The following is a 21,151-nucleotide window of genomic DNA, read 5'->3' on the forward strand; positions in this document are numbered from 1 at the left end:
ATCACGCGCCGCTCAATTCGCTGCGCAGGCGATGCAGGAAGATTTTCAGTTCCTCGTCGTCGATGCCGACGAGGTGGCGCTTTTCCGGATAGGTGCCGCTTTTGACATCTTCGGTGAACTCGGTGAAGGCTGCGATCCGCTCGCGCTGCAGCCGGTCATTTTCGGCGGCGAAATCGCGATAAACCTTGGCGTGGCGTGGGTAGTGGTTACGGTTTGCGCCAAGCACGTCGTCGGCGAAAAGATACTGCGCATCGCAGCCGCTGCCCGCGCCCATGGAAATCATCAGCATGGAGGTGTTTTGGCTGATCACCTTGGCGACATCGCCAGGTACCACCTCGATTTCGGCGGCAAAGGCGCCGGCCTCTTCCAACACTTTCGTCTGCCGCCAGATTTCAAACGCGCTTGCGGCTGTCTTGCCGACGGCGCGGAAGCCGCCGGTCCAGGTCGCCTTCGACGGGATCAGCCCAACATGGCCGCAGACCGGAATGCCCTCGTCGCGCATCCGCCGGATCGTCTGCAAGCTGGCCGCGCAATAGACGGCGTCGCCTCCCGCCTTCAACGCCTTGAAGGCCTCGCGCATATATTCCTCGGCTGAAACATAGTCGCCATATTCGAGCCCCGGTATGGCAAAAGAACTTGGGGCCGCCTCACGAAAGAGCGGACCGAGCAGTGCCGGTGGTACGGAGATGATGTCGATCTTCGCCTTTTCAGCAGCCTCTGCTTCCTCGAGCGTCGTCACGCGAAGCATGGTCAACTGCCGCCCGCCTTTCATCGAAAGCAGATCGGCAACGGTCGGCCGGTTGTGTTTTTTCATGGCGTTTCCTCTGAAAAGATCGACGGCCGTCAGGCGGCGAGAAGGGATTTGAGTTTCACATGACTTGTGGTGAGCGCTGCTGGATCGGGACATGCCCGCGCGGCAATCAGCATTTCCGCAAGCCGGATATCGCGGGCAACGGCATTGCCCGGCCCGATACCGCTTGCCGCAATCAACCGCCCTGTCTCATCCAGATGGAAGAGGATGAAAGCTCCGTCCCCGAGGTCGCGCCGCAGATGGGTGACTGCGCCCTCGGCAAGTCCGGCGATTTGCAAGGTCATGTCGTATTGATCGGACCAGAACCATGGAACAGCCGATACGGCTTCACCGGTGCCGAGCATATTGGCGGCAGCAAGGTTGCCTTGCTCCTGCGCGTTGCGCCAGGATTCGAGCCGTACGCGTATGCCGCTGTAAATATCAAGAGGGAACGAGCAGCAATCGCCCGCGGCAAAGACATCCAGCGCCGAGGTCTGCAGTTGGGCGTTGACAGCAATCCCGTTTTCGATCGCAATCCCCGCCTTTTCCGCGAGCTCGACATTCGGTCTTGCACCGATCCCCACAAGGACAAGATCGGCCTCGACCACGTCGCCGGCAGCAAGCGTGATCACCGCCTTTTCGTCGGCTTCATTCAGCGACTCGATGGAGACGCCGCAGCGAATGCGCACACCTTCGACGCGATGCCGCGCACAGACCGCATCGGCGATCACCTCCGGCACGCCGCGTTTCAATATGCGCTCCAGGCCCTCGAGAACGGTAACATCCGCTCCAAGCTTTCTAGCTGTCGCAGCGACCTCAAGCCCGATGAAGCCGCCGCCAATGATTGCAATGTGCCTGCCTGGCTTCAGCATATGATGCAATGCCATCGCATCGTGATGCGTTCTCAGCGAACGGATACAGGCGCTGCTTTCCGGCATCCCGGGAAAGGGTCGCGCTCTTGCGCCGGTCGCCAGCAACAGCTTGTCGTAGGCGATGATCGCGCCATCGGCGAGCGTGACTATCTTGTTCCTCACGTCGAGATTGATCGCCGTAGCGTCCGTCCGCAGATGGATGCTGCTTTCGGCATATCTCTCCGGCGCGGCGATGAATTTCGGTTGAAGCGCCCCGGCAAGGCCCGCCTTGGAAAGCGGCGGCCTTTCGTAAGGCGCAACCGGCTCGCTGCCGATCAGGGTGACTTCATCGCCAAAACCCTTCTCGCGCAGCCCAAAGGCTGCACGAGTGCCGCATTCGCCTGCTCCGATGATGACATAGTGAGCCACGGCGCACCCCCTAGATGGAAATGAAGACGGTGCCGCCTTCGACCTTGACGGGGTAGGTATTTAGGTTGACGCAGACCGGCGCACCCTTGGCCTCGCCCGTCTTGTAGTTGAAGCGCCCGTTGTGCTTTGGACATTCGATGATCTCGTCCATCACCAATCCATCGGCAAGATGGATGTGCTCATGCGTGCAGAGGCCATCGGTTGCGAAGAACTCGTCGTCGGGACTGCGATAGACGGCAAAGGTCTTGCCGTGATGGTCGAAACGCATGACATCCTCCTCGTCGATATCGCCAGTGGCGCACACTTCGATCCAGTTTCCGCTCATTTTCATCCTCCCAGAGGGCTGGTCTCATTGCGCAGCAGGCGCGAGCTCGTTGTGAAATTCCTCGCGATAGGGCCGCGCCGTCGGCGGCAGCTCACGCTTCAGGAAGTAGTCCTCATTGCGCAATTGGCGCAGAAAGGCCGGGGCCATTTCGCGATAACCCGACCAGATCGACGGGCTTGGCGCCGGCAGGTCGTGCTTGATCATCGCATGCAGCTGCGGCAGCGCATGGTAGGGAACCATCGGGAACATGTGATGCTCGACATGATAGTTCATGTTCCAGTAGATGAAGCGGCTGATGGCATTCATGTAGACCGTGCGGCTGTTCAGCCGATGGTCGATGACATTGTCAGCAAGCCCGCCATGCTGCAGCAGGCCGGTCAACACATGGTGCCAGGCGCCGTAAAGCCGCGGCAGGCCAATCAGCACCAGCGGCAGGAACGAACCCAAAGTGATCGCAAGCGCGACGGTTGCGCCGTAGATCGCCAGCCAGATACGGGCAATACGGATCGCCTTCGGCTGTTCCATCTCTGGAATGAACGTCTTTTCCTCGGCGCTGATCACGCCAAAACCGTTGCGGATCATATCGACCACGGCATGCCAAACGTCGAAAAGGCCAAAGAAATTAAGGATCAGCCGCATAAGATCCGGCGGGCGCATGACGGCAATTTCCGGATCGCGGCCGACGATGACCGTATCAGTATGATGGCGGGTGTGGCTCCAGCGCCAGGTTACCGGATTGCGCATGATCATGAAGCAGGCGATCTGATAGACGGCATCGTTCATCCAGCGCGTCTTGAAGGCGGTGCCATGCCCGCACTCATGCCAGCGGCTATCGGATGCCGAGCCGTAGAGCACGCCGTAAGCAAGGAGGAACGGCACACAAAGCCACGAGCCCCAGAAATAGATACCAAGCCCAGCAAAGGCTGCCATGGCGCCGAGCCAGATCGCCGTATCGCGAATTGCCGGCGCATCGGAACGCTGCATCAGCGCCTTCATATCCTTGCGCGGAATCTCGGTGTGGTACCACTCGGCCGCGGCCAACCCGATCTCAACCGCAGTGCGGCCGCTTTCGCCGAGCAGGCTGTAATCGCGCTTCGTCGCCTTCGTCGTCATGCTTTCCTCCCGGGCCTCCGCACCCATCGCTGATGGACGAGAATAAGTTGACTTTGAAAAGCACTCAATGCAGATTTGATATAATCTATCAAAGAACATCATGAGTGAATTGCATTCGTGATGGAATTCCATCAGGATTAAGCGTATGCGCCGACCGACCATCTCCGATCTCGCCCGCGCTTCCGGCGTCAGCGTTGCGACTGTCGACCGCGTGCTGAACGGTCGCCATCGTGTGCGTGAGGAAACGGCAAGACGTGTCTATGATGCGGCGGAGTCGATCGGCTATCACGCGCTCGGCCTCATCCGTCAGCGCGTCTTCGAAGACCTGCCGCAATACAAACTGGCTTTTCTACTGCAGAAGCCGATGCAATCCTTCTATCAGAATTTTGCAAGAGAGATTGAAACTGCAGCACGCGGGGTGGCGACGGCGCGCATTCAGACGCAGATCGATTTTCCCGCGGCGTCCACGCCCGCCGCGATCACCGAAAAGATAAAGGCGCTTGCAGCACGCAGTCACGCCATTGCCCTTGTCGGTCCGGATTATCCTGCTGTGGCAGGCGCAATCGACGAACTCAAAGAGAAGGGTGTACCAGTCTTCTCCCTTCTTTCAGATTTTGCCGCCGGCGTGCGCAAGGGCTATATCGGGCTCGACAACAGCAAGGTGGGCCGGACCGCTGCATGGGCAATCGCCAAAACGGCGCCGCACCCAGGAAAGGTTGCCTGCTTCGTCGGCAGCCATCGCTTTCACGGTCATGAACTGCGGGAAATGGGCTTCCGATCCTATCTTCGCGAGAATGCGCCGGAATTCGAGGTGGTCGAGACGCTTATTAATCTCGAGACTTCGGAAATAACCCATGAGGCGACTCTGACGCTTCTGCAAAAACACCCGGACCTCGTCGGGCTTTATGTCTGCGGTGGCGGGATGGAAGGTGCTATTTCGGCAATCCGCGAGGAAGGGTTCGTCGGCAAGATCGTGCTGATCGTCAACGAGCTGACGCCGGAAAGCAAGGCAGGGCTCGCCGATGATGTCGTCACGATGGCGATCTCAACGCCACTGCCCGCCTTGTGCAAGGAAATGATGACATTGATGACGACCGCCGTCGAAAACGGCGAGGCTGCCGTTCCCGGCCAAACCTTTTTGCCCCTCGAAATCTACATTTCAGAAAATATCTGAAGAATGATGGAATTCCATCATTTCTTTGGAAATTCTTGCATAAATGATGGAGTAACAGGCCCGATATGGCGTGGCTTGCGATAGGATTTCCATTAGAGATTGCCCTGACGAAACCATATAGGCTCATCAATTGATGTGCCTTGGGAGGAGAGACTGAAATGACATCCATCCCCTTTGCGCTGAACCATATGTCGGCGCCCGCGCTGAAGATCGGCGAATTTTTCGCGCTCGCAAAGCGGCTCGGCGTCGACGCCGTCGAAATCCGCAACGATCTGTCCGGCAATGCCATTCTCGACGGCACCAAACCGGAAGCGATCAAGCAGGCGGCGGCCAATCATGGGCTTTCGATCATCTCCATCAACGCGCTGCAGCGTTTCAACGAATGGAACGAGACGCGCGCGCACGAAGCTGCGGAACTGATCGGCTATGCAGCCGCCTGCGGGGCCGAAGCGCTTGTGCTTGTACCCAAGAATGACGGCACCGGCCGCGAAGATGGTGCGCGTCAGGCCATGCGCCAAGCGCTGCAAGCGCTAAAGCCGATGCTGGAGGCCGCCGGCATCATAGGCCTCGTCGAGCCGCTTGGTTTTGAAATCTGCTCGCTGCGCTCGAAAACAGAGGCAGCCGATGCGATCGAGGCGCTTTCGGCGCAATCGACGTTCAAATTAGTCCACGACACGTTCCATCATCACTTAGCCGGCGAGGAACCGATCTTCCCGCATCTGACCGGCCTCGTTCATATCTCCGGCGTCAGCGATCCGGACGTTTCCGTCAGCGACATGCGCGATCCGCACCGCGTTCTCGTCGACGCCTCCGACCGACTCGACAACGCCGGGCAGATGCGCACGCTCTTGCAGGCAGGCTACAAGGGTCGCTTCTCCTTCGAGCCCTTTGCGGACGAAGTGCATGGTTTGACAGATCTTGCGGCAGCCTTGAAGGCAAGCATGAACTATCTGTCGGCAGCGATCTGAGCGTTAATGACGAGCCGGCGATCCGGCTCGCTATTCTCTACCCCTGAACCGCCGCTGATAGGCGGGGTCGTAAAGCGCGCTTTCGCGAAAATCGCGGGCAGAAAGCGTCGGACCGACGAAGATGATCGCCGTGCGTTCAACCGGGTCGAGAGCGACTCTCGCCTCGATATCGGCAAGCGTGCCGTGCAGAATACGCTCGTCAGGCCAGGAAGCCTTGACGACGATGGCAACAGGGCAATCGGCGCCGTAAAGCGGCGTCAGTTCTTCGACGACCTGCCTGAGCGCATGAATTGCCAAATGGATCGCAAGAGTCGAGCCCGTCGCGCCGAATTTGGCAAGTGTTTCCTCATTCGGCATCGGCGAGGCGCGGCCTGAGACGCGGGTCAGCACCAGGCTCTGCGCAACAGCCGGAATCGTCAGTTCGCGGCCAAGTGCGGAGGCGGCCGCGGCAAAGGCCGGAACGCCCGGCGTCATCGTGTAGGCGATGCCCAGTTTTTCGAGGCGTCTTGTCTGCTCGGCAACCGCGCTCCACACGGAAAGATCGCCGGAATGCAGGCGCGCCACGTCCTCGCCGGCCTTGGCGGCACGCAGATACTCCGCCTCGATCTCATCGAGCGACATCGGCGCGGTATCGATGATGCGCGCATCCGGCGGGCAGTATTGCAGCAGTTCCGGGGATACGATCGATCCGGCATAGAGGCAGACCGGGCATCTGGAGATGAGGTCGCGCCCGCGAACGGTGATGAGATCGGCCGCACCCGGGCCTGCTCCGATAAAGTGAACCGTCATCCTTCAATCCTTGATCCAGCGCCATTGCACCACGGGCATTGCCGGGCGCCAGCCGCTCATTGCGCCGAGGGAGCCGGCGCGGGAAATCTCAATCCTTGTCAAAAGACCGCCGCGCCTTGCCTGTTCGGTAAGCAGCACGGCCTCCATTTCCAGCGTCACCGCGTTGGCGACGAGGCGTCCGCCGCTTTTGAGCGAGGCGATTGCTGCGTCCATGACGCCCGGCTCGCTGCCGCCTCCGCCGACAAAGATGGCGTCCGGTACCGGCAATCCGCCCAATGCCGCAGGTGCTGTTCCCTCGACAACAGCGAGCCCCGGCACGCCGAAAGCGAAAGCATTGCGGGCGATCCTTTCCGCGCGCTCGCGTGATTGCTCGATGGCGACTGCCTTCAGCGACGGATCGCTGAGCATCCACTCGATGCCGATCGAACCAGAGCCGGCTCCGATATCCCACAGCAGTTCCCCGTGGCGCGGCGCAAGCGCAGACTGTGTCAGAGCGCGGACTTCACGCTTGGTGATCTGCCCGTCATGCTCAAAGAGTTCGTCGTCCAGGCCGGCGGCAAAAGGCAGGATGCGAGCCCCTTTACCTGCCTTGACCTCGACACCGCAGACATTGAGAGGATCTATATCGGAAAGCCGGAAATCGTCTGCGGAGGTACTGAGGATACGCTCGCGCGCGCCGCCAAGCGCCTCCAGAACAATCATGCGAGAATGGCCGAAGCCGCTGTTTGACAGCAGCGCTGCCAGTTCCCCCGGCCCCCTCGCGTCGGAGGTCAGTGCAATGATGCGCCGCCCGGAATGCAGATGCGGGCGGACGAGATCGATGGAACGGCCATGAAGCGAGAGGCAGGCAGTTTCCTGCAAAGGCCAGCCGAGGCGCGACGCGGCCATGCTGAAGGCCGATGGAGCTGGAATGGTGAGCATCTCATCGGCGTTCACGTGCCGCGAGAGTGTCGCGCCGATACCATAAAGAAAGGGGTCACCGGAAGCCAGCACGACGACCGGTGAGCCCCGCCGGCTAAGGATTGCATTGATCGACTTTTCGAAGGGGCTTTGCCAGACAAGCCGCTCACCTGTAATCAGGCTCTCCATCAATGCATGATGCCGTTCGCCTCCGAAGACGGCAGGTGCCGCAGAAATCAGCCGCTTGGCGTGCTCGCCAAGTCCTTCTGGACCATCCTCGCCGATACCGATAATGACTAGCCAGGGTTTCGTGGTGTGACTAGGCATATCAGACATGGCAAAAATCCGCGGACTGATATTGGGCGGAACGACCGAAGCGCGTGCTTTGGCGCAGGCGCTCTCCAAGAAGGCCGGTTTTGACATCCTGCTGTCTCTTGCCGGCCGCACAGAAAAACCGTCCAATCAGTCTGTTCCTGTTCGCATTGGCGGTTTCGGCGGAGCCGACGGCCTCGCGTCTTTCCTGCGCGATGGAGGCTTTGACCTTCTCGTCGATGCGACACATCCCTTTGCCGCCCGCATCTCCGCCAACGCCGACGGCGCTGCACGTCTGTGCGGAATTGCGGCGCTTGCCCTTCGCCGGCCCGAATGGGTCCAGCAACCGGGTGATCAATGGATCGCGACTAGAAACATTCAGCAGGCGATTGGTGCGCTTGGCCCTGGCGCTCGCCGCGTCTTCCTGGCGACCGGACGCCAGGAGGCGCACTATGCAGAGGCGGCGGCGCATCATTTCTACCTTGTTCGCAGCGTCGATCCCGTCAATCCACCGCTCAATATTCCGAACGTGGAATATATTCTCGATCGTGGCCCCTTCGAAATCGACCGCGAGATCGGGCTTCTTGCGTCTCATCGCATTGATGCGGTCATTGCCAAGAATAGCGGCGGTGCGGCGACCTATGCGAAAATCGAGGCAGCACGCTATCTCGGCATCGAAGTCTTCATGATCGCCCGTGCGCCCGCGCCTGCCATGAGAGCGGTCGAAACCATCGAGGAAGCGCTCCGCGCGATCGATCACCTGTTTCCTCCCGCCATGGAACGGGGCGTGTAGACGAGCTCCGGCTTGCCGCCGCCAGAAATGATCCGCGTTTCCGGCGAGCCGATGATGATGCAGGTCGCCATATCCGCAACGGAGGCGTGGGCGTCGCCGAGCGGCTGAATGATGATCCGTTCATCGGGACGTCCGGCTGCGCGGCCGAAGATCACCGGTGTCTGCCGCGGCAGGTGCGCGCGCAGCACCTCGAAGGCCTTGCCGAGCTGCCAGGGTCGCGCCTTGCTGATCGGGTTGTAAAGGGCGATCACGAAGCCCGCCTTTGCAGCCAATGCCAGGCGTTTTTCGATGATATCCCAGGACTTCAGGTTATCCGAAAGCGAAATCGCGCAGAAATCGTGCCCGAGCGGGGCGCCGACGCGGGCTGCAACCGCAAGCATTGCAGTAATGCCCGGCACCACGACCAGCTCGACGGATCGCCATTCCGCCGGACCCGTATCGATTGCTTCGCAGACAGCCGCGGCCATAGCGAAAACGCCGGGATCGCCGCCGGAGACGATACAGACCTTGCGGCCGCTTGCCGCCATCGTCAAAGCGTCCCCTGCCCGTCTCATCTCCTCGCGGTTGTCGGAGGGATGGCGTTTTTGATGGGCGCTGAACTGCAGCCGGTCGAGATAAGGACCATAGCCGAAGAAGTCGGTCGATGCCGAAACCGCCGAATGCGCTTCCGGCGTCATCTGATTAGGGTTGCCAGGGCCGGTGCCAATGACAAACAGGATTCCACTCATCGGTTCGCCTCCCAGCCGGGCACAAGCACCAGCGAGAAATACGGCGCGTCGCCGTCCGGCCGTTCTGCAAGCTTCAGCATCGCGGAATTCGCCATCGTGCCGCGCTCGACATAGACTGCTTCGCCGAGCCGCCCCGCAGCTTCAAGCGCGCGGCGGATCTTCGCAAGATTGCGGCCGACCTTCATGATGACGGCTGCCTGGGTATCGCCCAGCCGTCGCGTCAGTTCTGCTTCCGTCATCGTGCCCGGCAGCACGGAAAGCACGTCGTCGCCCTGGACGATCGGCATGCCGGCAAGCGACCAGCAGCCGGACATGGCGCTGATGCCTGGGATCACCTCGACCGGGTAGCGATCGGCAAGGCGCACATGCAAGTGCATGTAGGATCCGTAGAACATCGGATCGCCTTCGCTGAGGACCGCGACCGTTTTTCCCGCATCGAGGCATGCTGCGACCACGGCTGCAGAACTATCATAGAAAGCGGTGATCTGGCTTTGATAGAGCGCTTCGCTCTTTTCGATTTCGGTGGTCACCGGATAATAGAGCGGCAGCAGTTCGGTTTCGGGTCCGATCAGGTGCTGCACGACAGCCCGGCCGTTGCCCGCCCTGCCCTGTTTGGCGAAATAGGCAATGACGTCCGCGGCTTCGATCGCCTTGATTGCCTTGATGGTCAGCAGATCCGGGTCGCCTGGCCCCGTGCCGACGCCGATGAGACGGCCGGGCCTGGTCATAGTCCGGACCTCGCCAGCGCGTTGATTGCGGCTGCCGTCATAGCACTGCCACCCAGGCGGCCTCGAACGATCGCGAAGGGCACGCCATAGGAATTTTCCGCCAACGCATCCTTGGATTCGGCAGCACCGACGAAGCCGACCGGCATACCGATGATCGCAGCAGGCTTCGGCGCGCCGCCACGCAGCAGTTCGAGAAGATGGAAGAGTGCCGTCGGGGCATTGCCTATCGCGACGACGCTGCCCGCCAGGCGATCGAGCCAAAGCCCGATGGCCGCCGCCGAGCGCGTGTTGCGGCTTGCTACAGCCAGTTCCGGGGTGCGGGGGTCGCGCAGCGTGCAGATCACGTCGTTTTCGGCCGGCAGCCTGGCACGCGTAATGCCATGCGCGACCATTTCTGCATCGCAGAAAATCGGAGCCCCCTTCTTGAGCGCGCCGCGCGCCGTGATCACGAAATCCGGCGAGAAGTTGAAATGCGCGGCGGCTTCGACCAGCCCGCAGGCATGAATCATGCGCACGGCAATCTCGGTTTCTTGCGGTGAAAAGCGCGAAAGATCGGCTTCGCTGCGGATGATTGCAAAGGAGCGTTCGTAGATCGCCTCGCCGCTGCGGATATAATCGTAATCTGGCATCCCTATTCCTGTTTCAGCGCGTTGGCGATCGCCTGGGGGCCGAGCCGCGTCAGGCAGGCAGCCGCCGATTCGCAAGGGCTCTTGTTCTTCCCGACAAGCCGGGCGAGCTTCTCTATAGCGGAATCGATCTCGCTGCCAGCAATCGTTACATCCGGCCTGTCGCCCGCCCGTCCGTTCAACACAATACCATAACCGCCGGGCATCCCAATGATTGTGAGAGCTTGCCGCGGATGAGCACATCCCTTGGCACAGCCGGAAAGGTGAACCGCCAGCGATCCGTCGAGAAGGGCCGATGCATGCTGCAGCAGATGCTCTGCCCGCACCTTCGTTTCATAAAAACCCGAGGCGCAGGCCCCCGCGCCAGCGCAAGCCGCAATCTTTGCAAACGAATCGTTTGGATCGGAGCTAAAGCCAAGATCCGTTGCTACCTCTTGCAACCGCTCTGCACTTTGTGGGTTCAAACCGGTCAAATAAAATAGCCGGCCCGGCGCCAGCCGAATTTCTGCTGCCGCGAAGCGCTCGGCCTCTCCCAGAAACATCGACAGATCGCTTGCATTGATCTGGCCGAAATGTGGCCTGAGGCCAAGGACAACGCTGCGATTGGCAAGCTGATGAACTCCGGGCCTTGGCGTTTCTGAATGAGGCGCGGTGACAAATTGCGCCTCCATTGCCGGAAACATGTCGCGCAAGGCAGCCGGTCCGATGTCGCGCGCTCGAAGATGCATGCCGATTTTCACGAGCATCGCCAGCAATTGCCCGATCGTCCGGACAGCGTCATCCGCCGAGCCGATGCAAACAGGCACGGCCGTTTTACCATCGCCGTCTATCGCAACCCGCCAGCGGCCTTCGCCCAGAGCGGCAACGCGGATATCGGCTGAAAGACCGGATAGACCGAAACGTCCTCCACCGTCGACGATGATGGAGAGCTTCGGGGCCAGAAGTGGTGAAGACAGCGCAATCCTTAGCTCATCACGCAGCCGCGCTTCGATGGCGGCGGGATTTCCTATCTCGCGCGGGTCGATGCCATGTAGGGGCGAAAGCTCGATCGACGGACCTGCCGGAACAAGAATTCCTGCCGCTTCGACATCAGCAGCAAGCCGATCGACAGTCTCCGGCCGCAGACCGCGGACTTGCAGACTTCCGCGCGCGGAAATTTCCAGAAGACCGTTGCCGTTTGCCGCTGCGGAGGCTGCAAGCATCTTGAATTGCGCAGGCGTCAGCGCGCCGCCGGCCGGCCGCAACCGCACGAGCAGGCCGTCGCCGGTCGCCATGGGTGCGGCAAGCGTCGGACAGGCGCCGCGGCGCGATTCTTGCGCGGCAACGACGTGCGCTTCCCTGTCGATCTTTCTTTCGCCGGCAAAGCCCATGGCTCGTCCTTTCATTCCTGCCCTTACAGGACGGCGGCCCCCCGGCAAAGCGCCGCGACTAGTTCTTAACGTCGCAGCCTTTGCGCAATAAGTAGATGTCCATGATCCAGCCATGCCGTTCGCGCGCTTCAGCGCGTGCCCTGACGATATCATCGGCGACATCGCCGAGGCGCCCGGCACGGACGATTTCGTCTTCCGTGCCAAGATAGGCTCCCCAGAAGATTTCCGTGTCCGGATCATCGACCGTCGTAAACGCCTGGATTCCATCGAGCATTACAACCGTACTTTCCGTCTTGAGCCCCTCTTCGGCAAGCCTACGGCCGGTCGTAATTTCCACCGGCTTGCCGACGAGATTGACGGGGATGCGGTGGCTCGCGGCGAGCGCTTGAATGCTGGTAATACCCGGGATGACGGTGATCTCAAATTCCACTTTATCCCGCACCCGCTCCAGGATGCGCAACGTGCTGTCGTAGAGGCTCGGATCGCCCCATACGAGAAAGGCGGCTGTGCCGTTTTCCGGCAGATCGCCGACCAACTGACGATAGGTTGCAGCGATTGTCTCATGCCACTCATCGACGCTCTGCCCATAACTGCGCTCCTTCGTCTCGCGACGAGGCACGGCGAATTCGATGATCTTGCTGTCCGCCTTGTTGAGATATCGCGCACAGATTTCGCGGCGTACATCTGCAAGCTCTTCTTTCTGTGCGCCCTTTGTGGGGATAAAGACGTGATCGGCAGCGTTCATGGCGTTGATCGCCTGGATGGTCATATGTTCCGGGTTTCCGGTGCCGATGCCGATGACGTAAATATTCTTCACTGAGCCTCCTTGCGGGGTTTGCGCCGCTTTTAACGGATCAGGAGCGCGGTGCCGAAAAGCCCGATCGCGAAAACGGTATGCGCGAGCAGATTGAGTGCACGTACCTTGTTCGGGTTTAGCGTCTTCGACGCGGCCCAGCCGATGCCGAGCCCCGGCTGCAGCAGAAACCAGCCGGCCCCGACGGTCACAATACCGAGGATCCAAGCGGGGATGAAAGTTGGCGCTGTCAGCCAGGATGGCCCCATGAGAACCGCAAGAACAAGGCCATAGACGATGCCGGTTGCATAATGCCCGATCCAGCCCAGCGCCAGTTCGTGCCTATAGGGCTCGGCATCGGCAATATTGTCGTGAAAAACCTTGCCGCGCCCGAGGTGCCAGAACCACCGTCCGACAGGCGCCCAGTTGGCAGGCGCCTGACCGAAGGCCCGGAAAAGGACGATTGCCCAAATATCCATGAGGATCGTCGCGCCGATCCCCATTGCTATGCCGCGCCATAAAATATCGAACATGATGACGATCCCGAATGGTAGAATTGCCGGACTGTCTTAAACACGGGCGGCAAACCCTGCAACATCGCTCTTACACTCAGGGGGCCGGTTCCGGTACTGCGCGAAATGACACCCCAAGCGCTTGCCTCAGTTGGCCACAGATATTCTCCGATCAGCAATGAAGGCTGAACCGGAGGCGAGAGGCTGACCCGGTCCGCACCTCGTAACTATCGAGAGGCAATGTGCCCAAGGGCGGCCCGTAGCGGCCCGTCCGAGACGTGGATGACACCGAGATACGGATGCGCCATGTCGATGACAAGGAAGACCCCTGCAGCGACCGACAGCGAGCAGACCAGCATGACGCCGATCACGGTCGGATTGGCCGGAGCCTGGAGCCCGAAGGTCAGGAACAGCCACGCGAGCCAAAAGACAAGAATGACGAGAAACGCGGTCGGCAACCCTTCCGAACTGCTTTCGACGAGCATCCAGTGGGCTTCGGCCAAGAGGCCGCTGACCTCGAGGGCGCGAGCCTGAAGCAGTCGCTGCGGCTCGGTCGCCGGAACGAGGTTGCGAAGTTCACCCTGTACAGGCTCGATGCCTTGGTTTTCATCATACGGTTCGATTCCCGCCTGCTCGGCCGCGGTGCCCCACCCCTGAACAAGTCTGTTCTCGACTAGACGATGCAGCCGGCTGCGTGCATCCGCCGTCTCTGGGCCGTACTGCGCCATTACCCGGTCAAGTAGCAGCAAGCGGGCAACCGAGGTCCGCAGTTCGGCTTCGGCGGTGTTGTAGACGGTGTTCGCGGACGCAATCAGCAGCCCGAGGGCAAGGGCAGACAACGTGCCGACGACCGCCGTCGACAAGCGGATCACGTCCTTGGATTCGGCATCCAGGTGATGGGCTGGCAGGCGGTTACGGACAAGGATGCCGATGAGCGATGCCCCGAACAGGCAGATGAAGACGAGCGTGCCAAGGGCGATCGAACTCAAACGGGCGCCTCCTGCTATCTCTGCGTCAGGCACGCCGGGGCGGTCGGCATCGCCGCGCAATTCTTGACCGCAACCTTCTGCCTTCCGCTGACTTGTCCGGTCAGGCCGCCGACATGATTGGCGTCGTTGCCGCGAGTATCGGCGTCAAACACCGCGACGGGGGCGGTCAGTACGAGGCCCGCGGCACTTCCGGCGGCAGCGGCCACCTCGGTTGTTCCGGCAAGGATGGTGTCGCCGAGACCGACCCGGCTGTCGGTCAGCGTCTGCCCTTCGGACAGCCGCGCGCCGATGAGCTGGACGACTTCCGGGGATTCCGCGAACTTGCTGTGATTGAGATCGTCGCTGACCTTGATCTTGGTGAGGTCGATCTCCGAAATCTTGTAGTCGGCAAGCTCCGCCTTGTACGGCGCGGTTTCGGGATCGATCGACCCCTGGCGCGGAATGTTGCCCCAGACCCGTCGCGAGAAAGCGAGCGCCTTGTCGTCACGGGAGACGAACAGAGTGAACTGCGGGTGCGGGTCGCCCATGTCCTCGATCTGCGCAAGATATGGAAGAAGTCGCCAAATACGACCAGCAGTCAACGAGTTAAACAAGCGCAAGTCATCCCCCATTAGCATTCCGACGTCGGCTCGCAGTCACATTCCCGAAATCAGACAGTAGTTTGTGGATGCGACAGACACTTGTGCTGTTCGCGTGACATGTTCCGTCGCCACATCAGGGGGCGAGGATCTTCTCAATCATTTACGTGGTGCTTCTGCCCATGAGACGGCGCGAGGCATAGTCTTCCACCTGCTTGTGTATCGCACTGACCCTGTCTGCGGTTGTCTGTCTAAAGCTGTCGTCGTCCGTCCTCAAATTTCATAGCACGTTATCGCGGCCAGACGTCACAGAAACCTGTGTTCTCGGTGCTGTCGGCACATGCCAGACTGCGGCGGCGTTCCGGCGAGGGAGGCCGCGCCTGCGATGCACGGGGGACTTCGGCCGGGGTCGGAGCGAGCATTGGTACGGCCACCATCATCAGGAGATCCGTAGCCGTGGTGGCGTTCTGAAAGTGCTTAATGAGCTTCACGTTCCGTCCTGTTTAAAGGCGCAGGTGAAACTTCACCTAGCGAATTCCTGAGAGGGCGCACCATGCCTCAATCATCGCGATTTCCTCAGTATGTTACTGGTGGTTACGGCGTAGCGACGGCGGCCGGGGCGGGCACGCCGAGACGGATTGCCTTCGAGAAGTTGGGCGATAATCCATCCGCCCGCGCCCGCTCGTCGATTTTCGAAATTTCTCGCAATCGGGCGAGCGGCATCGACGTGTCGATGGCTCCTCGGTCATAGGCGTAGTCGGGAAGATAACCGTTGACGATCAGCCGCCAGTCGAACGGCACCTTGTCTCCGGCGACACGCATCAGCTTGGCGACGGTCGTCGTGCAGTTCGTCGTGATCGAGTTGTAGAACTGCGGAGTCTGGGCAAGGGCGTTGGCCCCGGCGACGTATTCGAGAAGCAGATTTCGTGCCTGCTCGGGACTGGCTCTCAGCCGATAGATTTGCACGTCCTCGCCCCGCACATTGGAGCGGACGCCGACAACGTCACGTTCGTCCGCGGCAAGGATTACAAGTGGGTCGTTCTTGAAGAGATCGGCAAGGGGAGAAAACGCGCCACCGACCTTGTGGCGTACCTCGATCGACCAGGCGAGCTGCTCGCCGCCTTCGAAGCCGAAGCTGAAGATGACATGTGCGATCTTCGGCCCCGCCCAGTATGACATGAACAGGTCGACGGTCTTCACCTTGCTGACATCGTAGGTTCGTGTCGTCCAGCGCTCCGTGAAGTCGGAATTGCTTCGCCAGCCGAAGTCCCGGACATCAGTCAAGGTCAGCGAATTTCCGTCGACACGACCCGTGACCTGCCGGGCGACATCTGGTGCCCATGCAGCGTTCGCTTCCGGCTTGATCGAGTTCCACCAGAAGAGAACCGGGGCGAACACGACAGCGAACGAAAGGATGGCTCTCATGCGCAGCCGGCTGGCAAGCGCCGCTACAGTAAAGAGACCGAAGACGAGGAAGACGCCAGCGCCAATTGCCCGCCCGGCATCAGGCAGTGGCAGGCGATACCAGAGGGCCAGTGAACACCAGGCTGTCAAAGCCGCCATGATTACGGCGACCGCGAAGTTGAGGATGAGCGCCATCAGTCGAGGCATGTTATTCCTTTTCTGTAGCCGCGGCAGTGCTGCGACGATTCGGCGATCGCGCGTTCAACGGCGACACAGAATGGCACGACCTTGGCAAGATCCAGCATGGTGCGGATCTCTTTGCCGAGGCCATCTTTGAGGTCGAGCGCCTCGGCGTAACGTCCGTCTCGCTCCGGAGCCGTAGACGACTCCCACTCTCGCACGAGATGGTCCGCAATGGAAAAGTCGTTGTACGGTTCTCCGAATCTTCATTGCGGGAGGCAAGCGCGTCGATCTCCAGCGCCTGCTCGGAAAACCTGCGCTTGGTGACTCCGTGTCGTATCCATTCCTTCGCTCCCGGACAGGCAATGTGAGGGGGGCCCGCACATCGCGCAGTCGTCATGAATATGACACAGAATCCGACCGACACCATGTAGGTTACAGTAACACGGCGAGTTTCTTGCGGTGCGCGGCCACCGTGGCTTCAGGCCATCGCCGCAGCGGGAGCGACCGCATGGGGGTCCTGATGGCATCGGAACCTGCCGATCGGGTTGGGCAAGGGATCTCGCAAACCAAGCGACCGTAGGTCGTGTCATACGGATTCGTTGCCGGAAAGGATGCTCGGTATCCTTGCGACGCTCAGATCAGATCCTTGCTGTGAACATCACTGTCTGAATTGATTTCCAGGCCTGCAACCAAATTGCCGCAGCCCGGTTTGCTCGATTGAGAAAGACGGAAACGAGCGTATAGTGATTTCAGTAATTTCTGAAATCACAGGAACAACGGAAATTGGCATGAACCTTCCGCCGCTCGTTCAATCCTTCGTTCTGCATTTCGGTGAGATGGGCTCGCGTTGGGGCATCAATCGCACGGTCGGCCAGATTTATGCGCTTCTTTATGTCTCGCCGTCGCCGCTCTGCGCCGAAGAGATCGTCGACGCGCTCGGCATCTCGCGTTCCAACGTGTCGATGAGCCTGCGCGAACTGCAGGCCTGGAACCTCGTGCTTTTGAAACACAAGCCCGACGACCGCAGGGATTTCTTCACCACGCCTGACGATGTCTGGCTCATCCTGCGCACGCTCGCCGAAGAACGGAAGAAGCGCGAAGTCGATCCCACCCTTTCGGTTTTGCGCGAAATCCTCATGCAAAGGCCTGCCAGCGAAGCCGAACGCTTCGCCCAGCAGCGGATGAGCGAAATGCACGGCTTGATCGAACAACTGACACATTGGTATGAGGACGTAAAACAACTTGAAACAGAGCGCCTCGCAACGCTACTCTCTTTGGGAGCAAAGGTTACGAAGCTTCTGGAAGCCAAGGACCGGGTGGTATCGCTCGGCCGCGGGCGTCGGCCTGCGAACAAGAGCTAGCGCAATGGGGAGTGCTTTCTTCGACGAGGAAAAAGCGCGCGCAGCCGGAGCGCCAGCGATTGGCTCGCCGGTGCTTTCGTCCAAGCCTTCACGTCTTCGTCATGCCGCTACGGTTCAAACCGCTGCCGCCCTCTTGTGGATCCCGCAAGCTGGTCTACTTGCTTACGCCGTCGGCCGCACTGCGGATGGCGGCGGTCTTCGCGATGTCCTTTGGCCCGCCTTTTTTGTCTTGGTACTCGGCATTGCAAAGGCGCTGCTTGACGCGGCTGGCGGCCAGATCGCCTTCGACAGGGCGCGCACTGAACTGGGTTTGAGGAGACAGATTGCCGTTGCAGCGCTTGCCCGGCGATCGCCGATCGACGGCACGCGTCCTGCTTCCGGGCGGGTTGCGAGCATTCTCGGCGAGCAGGCGGAGCTGATCGTTCCCTACCTTTCGCGCTTCCTGCCGGCTCGCTTCAAAGCGAGCGCCATTCCTCCCATCATCCTCATCTGCATCTTGCCGATCTCCTGGGTCGCGGCACTTGCGCTGTTCATCGCAATGCCGCTTATTCCACTTTTCATGGCGCTCATCGGCTGGCGGGCGCAGGCAGCGAGCGAAAAGCAGCTCGCCGCAACAGGCAGCCTCAACGCATTTCTTCTCGATCGGCTCCGCGGACTGGCCACGATCCGGTCGCTTGATGCGGTCGGGCTGACTGCCACGCGGCTGCGGGCAGATGCAGAGGACCTCAAGACACGCACCTTGGCGGTGCTGAAAATCGCCTTTCTCTCCTCAGCCGTGCTGGAGCTCTTTGCAGCGCTCGGCGTTGCAATGGTCGCGGTCTATGTGGGCTTCAGTCTTCTCGGCGAACTCCGCTTCGGAACATGGTCGGGAAAGCTCAGCTTGACCGAAGGTCTTTTCATTCTCCTGCTTGCGCCCGCCTTTTTCGAGCCCTTGCGCGAACTTTCCTCAGTTTGGCACGACCGCGCCGCCGGAGAAGCGGCAGTGAAGGCGCTTGATAGCCTTTCCGATTGCGGCATGGAGATCGTCGAGTTGGAGACGGCCGGCTCGGCGCCGCGCACTTATCGGTTCGACATTGAGTTCAACGACGTCAGCTTCCGTTACGATCGCTCGCGGCCCTTCGCGCTTGCCGGCTTCAACTGTCTTTTCACAGAGGGCGAGCATGTCGCGCTTGCCGGTGCGAGCGGTGCGGGAAAATCCACGCTGCTTGCGCTGATCGCCGGTCTGGCACCACCTCTGACGGGTCAAGTCCTGATCGGCGGCCGGCCTGTCGATGCGGGCGCGCGAAGGGCCATGGCCTGGATCGGGCAGGCGCCACATATATTTGCCGGAAGCTTGGCCGGCAATGTCTTGCTGGGCAGGCATCGCGGCATTCTGCACGAGGCTTTGGCGCTTGCCAGGCTGGACGGCGTCGCGGCTGCCTATGGCAAGCGGCCGCTCGGCGAAAGCGGTACCGGCCTTTCGGGCGGCGAGGCGTTGCGGCTTGCGATCGCACGGGCGGCTGCCAATCCCGACATTCGCATCATCCTGGCGGACGAGCCGACGGCACATCTCGACGCGGTGACCGCAGCGGAGATCACGGAGAGCCTGCTTACGCTTGCCAGGGGCCGGACGCTCATTGTCGCGACACATGACCCGCGTTTTGCGGCACGCATGGGCCGCAGGATCGCCATCGGCACACAGTTCTTACAAGAGGCGGCTGAATGAGAAACCAGTTCCGGACCCTTGCGCCGATCCTTGAGCTTTTCTTCGCTGAAAGACCGCGCAGCCTGCTGACCGGTGCTTTGCTTTCGGCCGTCACGGTTATCGCCGGCCTTGCCCTGCTCGGCCTGTCAGGCTGGTTCATCACCGCCGCATCGATTGCCGGACTATCGGCGGCGGCGATCGCCTTCGACGTCTTTGCGCCAGCAGCTGCAATCCGCATGCTTGCGATCGGCCGCACGGCCGCGCGTTACGGCGAGCGGATAACGACGCATGACGCAACGCTGGGCATACTGGCAGCACTTCGCGAGAAGCTTTTTCGCGGCTGGGCTGGCCCAGGAGCAGCGCGCCATCTGCTCCGTCGGCCCTCCAGACTGCTTTTTCGCCTGACGGCCGATATCGATGCTCTGGATTCGCTCTACCTCAGAATTCTTGTTCCGATCGTTGCCGCGATAGGCGCTGCACTTGTCGCCGTCATCACGCTCGGCATCATGCACCCAGCATTCGGTCTCGCAGTCGGTGGGCTGTTGATCTGCTCCGGCATCGGTATTCCGCTCGTTGCCGGTTGTCTTGCCCGAAGGCCTGCCCGCCGGCGCGCCTATGGCATCGAGGCGCTTCGCTCACGCGCCATCGATTTGACCGCCGGCCAGACGGATCTCCTGATGGCATCGCGCATTCAAGCGCAATGCGCTGCCGTCATCGCAGCCGATGCTTACACGGCCAAGGCCGATCGTCACCTGAACCGGATCGAGACAGGTGTCATCTTGAGCTTCGGTCTCGTCACGGCGATCCTGCTCGCCGGCTCGCTTCTTGCGGTGGCAGCACTCACTGAAGCAAAGGCGATCACCGCGCCGGTTGCCGCATTGGGGCTATTGATCGCCTTTGCAGCAGTCGAACCCTTCACGGCCCTGCGGCGAGGCGCCTTGGAACTCGGGCGGATCCTTGTCGCCGCTAGGCGTATCGGTCCGCACCTTGCTGAAGAGCCGTTGCGGCCGAAAGGCCGTGCGGCTGAAGCCGGCATGGCTCTTTCGTTACAGGCCGCAGGCGTCAGGCATGATGGCTCCGCCAGAGATGCGCTGCATGCAATCAGCCTGGAATTGAAGCTGGGTGAGACTCTGGCCGTGATCGGCCCGAGTGGTGCCGGAAAATCGACCCTGCTGTCGGTTTTCGCGGGCGAAATCCAGCCCCGCTTCGGGACTGCCGCATGCATGGACGCGACGCGTCTGACGCAAAGGACCGAGCTCTTCCAGGATACGCTCGAGGGCAATTTGCGGCTTGCCAAGCCACAGGCGTCCGAAATGGAACTGCGCGAAGTGCTTGCCGCCGCGGGGCTGCTTTCAGATGTCGATGCTCTACCGAAAGGTCTTAGGACCCCTCTTGGCGAGGGCGGTTTCGGTCTGTCGGGCGGCCAATCCCGCCGTCTGGCGCTTGCGCGCCTCTTCCTTCGGGATACGCCGCTTTGGCTGCTCGATGAGCCGACGGAAGGTCTCGACAGCGCAACAGCACGTGACGTGGTGGCCCGTCTCAAGGCGAGGGCACATGGCCGGTCGCTCGTCATTGCAAGCCATACCCGCCGGGAGGCGGCGATCGCCGATCGGATCGCGATCATTGAAGGCGGCCGGATCACCGAAATCTCGCGCCGCGGAGAGGCGGCGTTCGAAAGCGCGCTCGAACGGCTGAGGCCGGATTGAGTGCTGTGCGTAACTGCGGACGCCGGCCGGCGCCCGTGGAATTCT

General features: G+C 60.9%; 21 protein-coding genes and 1 pseudogene. 6 read left to right on the forward strand and 16 right to left on the reverse strand.

Features of this window, described 5'->3' with window-relative positions; genetic code table 11:
• Position 1 precedes the first annotated feature (1 nt).
• The 4 genes from N2599_RS26885 to N2599_RS26900 are packed head-to-tail and all read right to left on the reverse strand — an operon-like array spanning position 2 to position 3,508.
• Positions 2–814 (reverse strand): 3-methyl-2-oxobutanoate hydroxymethyltransferase, encoded by an 813-nt coding sequence (locus N2599_RS26885; protein ID WP_027509635.1) that lies wholly within the window; start codon positions 812–814, stop codon positions 2–4.
• Between the two features lie 29 nt (positions 815–843).
• Positions 844–2,070, reverse strand: coding sequence for an NAD(P)/FAD-dependent oxidoreductase (locus tag N2599_RS26890; protein ID WP_027509634.1), 1,227 nt, complete (start codon positions 2,068–2,070; stop codon positions 844–846).
• Between the two features lie 10 nt (positions 2,071–2,080).
• Complete coding sequence (locus N2599_RS26895; protein ID WP_027509633.1) at positions 2,081–2,395, reverse strand: MocE family 2Fe-2S type ferredoxin; 315 nt, start codon at positions 2,393–2,395, stop codon at positions 2,081–2,083.
• Between the two features lie 24 nt (positions 2,396–2,419).
• Positions 2,420–3,508, reverse strand: a complete 1,089-nt coding sequence (locus N2599_RS26900; protein WP_027509632.1) for a fatty acid desaturase family protein — start codon at positions 3,506–3,508, stop codon at positions 2,420–2,422.
• Between the two features lie 145 nt (positions 3,509–3,653).
• Between N2599_RS26900 and N2599_RS26905 the strand changes: the two genes are divergently transcribed.
• Both N2599_RS26905 and N2599_RS26910 read left to right on the forward strand, forming a co-directional pair.
• On the forward strand, positions 3,654–4,682 hold the full coding sequence (locus N2599_RS26905; RefSeq protein ID WP_027509631.1) for a LacI family DNA-binding transcriptional regulator: 1,029 nt from the start codon (positions 3,654–3,656) through the stop codon (positions 4,680–4,682).
• Positions 4,683–4,840: 158 nt separating this feature from the next.
• Positions 4,841–5,650: a TIM barrel protein gene (locus N2599_RS26910; RefSeq protein ID WP_027509630.1), complete on the forward strand. Its 810-nt coding sequence runs from the start codon at positions 4,841–4,843 to the stop codon at positions 5,648–5,650.
• A 30-nt stretch (positions 5,651–5,680) separates the two neighbouring features.
• On the opposite strand, the gene cobM is transcribed toward N2599_RS26910, so the two are convergent.
• Positions 5,681–6,439, reverse strand: a complete 759-nt coding sequence (cobM, locus tag N2599_RS26915) for a precorrin-4 C(11)-methyltransferase (RefSeq protein WP_027509629.1) — start codon at positions 6,437–6,439, stop codon at positions 5,681–5,683.
• A 3-nt stretch (positions 6,440–6,442) separates the two neighbouring features.
• Positions 6,443–7,675 carry a bifunctional cobalt-precorrin-7 (C(5))-methyltransferase/cobalt-precorrin-6B (C(15))-methyltransferase gene (locus tag N2599_RS26920; protein ID WP_027509628.1) on the reverse strand — a complete coding sequence of 411 codons (1,233 nt, stop codon included), beginning with the start codon at positions 7,673–7,675 and terminating at the stop codon, positions 6,443–6,445.
• Between N2599_RS26920 and N2599_RS26925 the strand changes: the two genes are divergently transcribed.
• Positions 7,674–8,444 (forward strand): cobalt-precorrin-6A reductase, encoded by a 771-nt coding sequence (locus N2599_RS26925; protein ID WP_027509627.1) that lies wholly within the window; start codon positions 7,674–7,676, stop codon positions 8,442–8,444. The genes N2599_RS26920 and N2599_RS26925 overlap by 2 nt on opposite strands.
• Here the strand turns inward: N2599_RS26925 and N2599_RS26930 are convergent.
• The 10 genes and pseudogenes from N2599_RS26930 to N2599_RS26975 all read right to left on the reverse strand — a co-directional run bounded on the left by N2599_RS26930 (position 8,408) and on the right by N2599_RS26975 (position 16,573).
• Positions 8,408–9,172 carry a precorrin-3B C(17)-methyltransferase gene (locus tag N2599_RS26930; protein WP_027509626.1) on the reverse strand — a complete coding sequence of 255 codons (765 nt, stop codon included), beginning with the start codon at positions 9,170–9,172 and terminating at the stop codon, positions 8,408–8,410. The two genes, N2599_RS26925 and N2599_RS26930, sit on opposite strands and share 37 nt — an antisense overlap.
• The gene (locus N2599_RS26935; RefSeq protein WP_027509625.1) at positions 9,169–9,900 is read right to left on the reverse strand and encodes a precorrin-2 C(20)-methyltransferase; all 732 of its coding nucleotides are present in this window, start codon (positions 9,898–9,900) and stop codon (positions 9,169–9,171) included. The genes N2599_RS26930 and N2599_RS26935 overlap by 4 nt, the downstream gene beginning before the upstream one ends.
• Positions 9,897–10,529 (reverse strand): precorrin-8X methylmutase, encoded by a 633-nt coding sequence (locus N2599_RS26940; protein ID WP_027509624.1) that lies wholly within the window; start codon positions 10,527–10,529, stop codon positions 9,897–9,899. The genes N2599_RS26935 and N2599_RS26940 overlap by 4 nt, the downstream gene beginning before the upstream one ends.
• 2 nt (positions 10,530–10,531) lie before the next feature.
• On the reverse strand, positions 10,532–11,911 hold the full coding sequence (cobG, locus tag N2599_RS26945) for a precorrin-3B synthase (protein WP_027509623.1): 1,380 nt from the start codon (positions 11,909–11,911) through the stop codon (positions 10,532–10,534).
• A gap of 43 nt (positions 11,912–11,954) precedes the next feature.
• On the reverse strand, positions 11,955–12,713 hold the full coding sequence (gene cobF, locus N2599_RS26950) for a precorrin-6A synthase (deacetylating) (protein ID WP_027509622.1): 759 nt from the start codon (positions 12,711–12,713) through the stop codon (positions 11,955–11,957).
• Between the two features lie 29 nt (positions 12,714–12,742).
• The gene (locus N2599_RS26955; RefSeq protein ID WP_027509621.1) at positions 12,743–13,222 is read right to left on the reverse strand and encodes a DUF2938 domain-containing protein; all 480 of its coding nucleotides are present in this window, start codon (positions 13,220–13,222) and stop codon (positions 12,743–12,745) included.
• Positions 13,223–13,428: 206 nt separating this feature from the next.
• Positions 13,429–14,190 carry a bestrophin-like domain gene (locus N2599_RS26960; protein ID WP_027509620.1) on the reverse strand — a complete coding sequence of 254 codons (762 nt, stop codon included), beginning with the start codon at positions 14,188–14,190 and terminating at the stop codon, positions 13,429–13,431.
• Positions 14,191–14,204: 14 nt separating this feature from the next.
• A pseudogene (locus tag N2599_RS26965) lies at positions 14,205–14,738 on the reverse strand (alpha/beta hydrolase); the annotation flags it as partial.
• A 624-nt stretch (positions 14,739–15,362) separates the two neighbouring features.
• The gene (locus N2599_RS26970) at positions 15,363–16,379 is read right to left on the reverse strand and encodes an Lnb N-terminal periplasmic domain-containing protein (RefSeq protein WP_027509619.1); all 1,017 of its coding nucleotides are present in this window, start codon (positions 16,377–16,379) and stop codon (positions 15,363–15,365) included.
• Positions 16,367–16,573: a hypothetical protein gene (locus tag N2599_RS26975; RefSeq protein ID WP_245209228.1), complete on the reverse strand. Its 207-nt coding sequence runs from the start codon at positions 16,571–16,573 to the stop codon at positions 16,367–16,369. The genes N2599_RS26970 and N2599_RS26975 overlap by 13 nt, the downstream gene beginning before the upstream one ends.
• A gap of 570 nt (positions 16,574–17,143) precedes the next feature.
• Here N2599_RS26975 and N2599_RS26980 point away from each other — a divergent pair.
• The 3 genes from N2599_RS26980 to N2599_RS26990 are packed head-to-tail and all read left to right on the forward strand — an operon-like array spanning position 17,144 to position 21,106.
• Complete coding sequence (locus tag N2599_RS26980; RefSeq protein WP_027509618.1) at positions 17,144–17,716, forward strand: GbsR/MarR family transcriptional regulator; 573 nt, start codon at positions 17,144–17,146, stop codon at positions 17,714–17,716.
• Positions 17,717–17,720: 4 nt separating this feature from the next.
• Positions 17,721–19,421, forward strand: a complete 1,701-nt coding sequence (gene cydD, locus N2599_RS26985) for a thiol reductant ABC exporter subunit CydD (RefSeq protein ID WP_027509617.1) — start codon at positions 17,721–17,723, stop codon at positions 19,419–19,421.
• The gene (locus N2599_RS26990) at positions 19,418–21,106 is read left to right on the forward strand and encodes an amino acid ABC transporter ATP-binding/permease protein (RefSeq protein ID WP_027509616.1); all 1,689 of its coding nucleotides are present in this window, start codon (positions 19,418–19,420) and stop codon (positions 21,104–21,106) included. The genes cydD and N2599_RS26990 overlap by 4 nt, the downstream gene beginning before the upstream one ends.
• Positions 21,107–21,151 lie beyond the last annotated feature (45 nt).

It is taken from the genome of Rhizobium sullae, assembly GCF_025200715.1.
Lineage (GTDB): Bacteria > Pseudomonadota > Alphaproteobacteria > Rhizobiales > Rhizobiaceae > Rhizobium > Rhizobium sullae.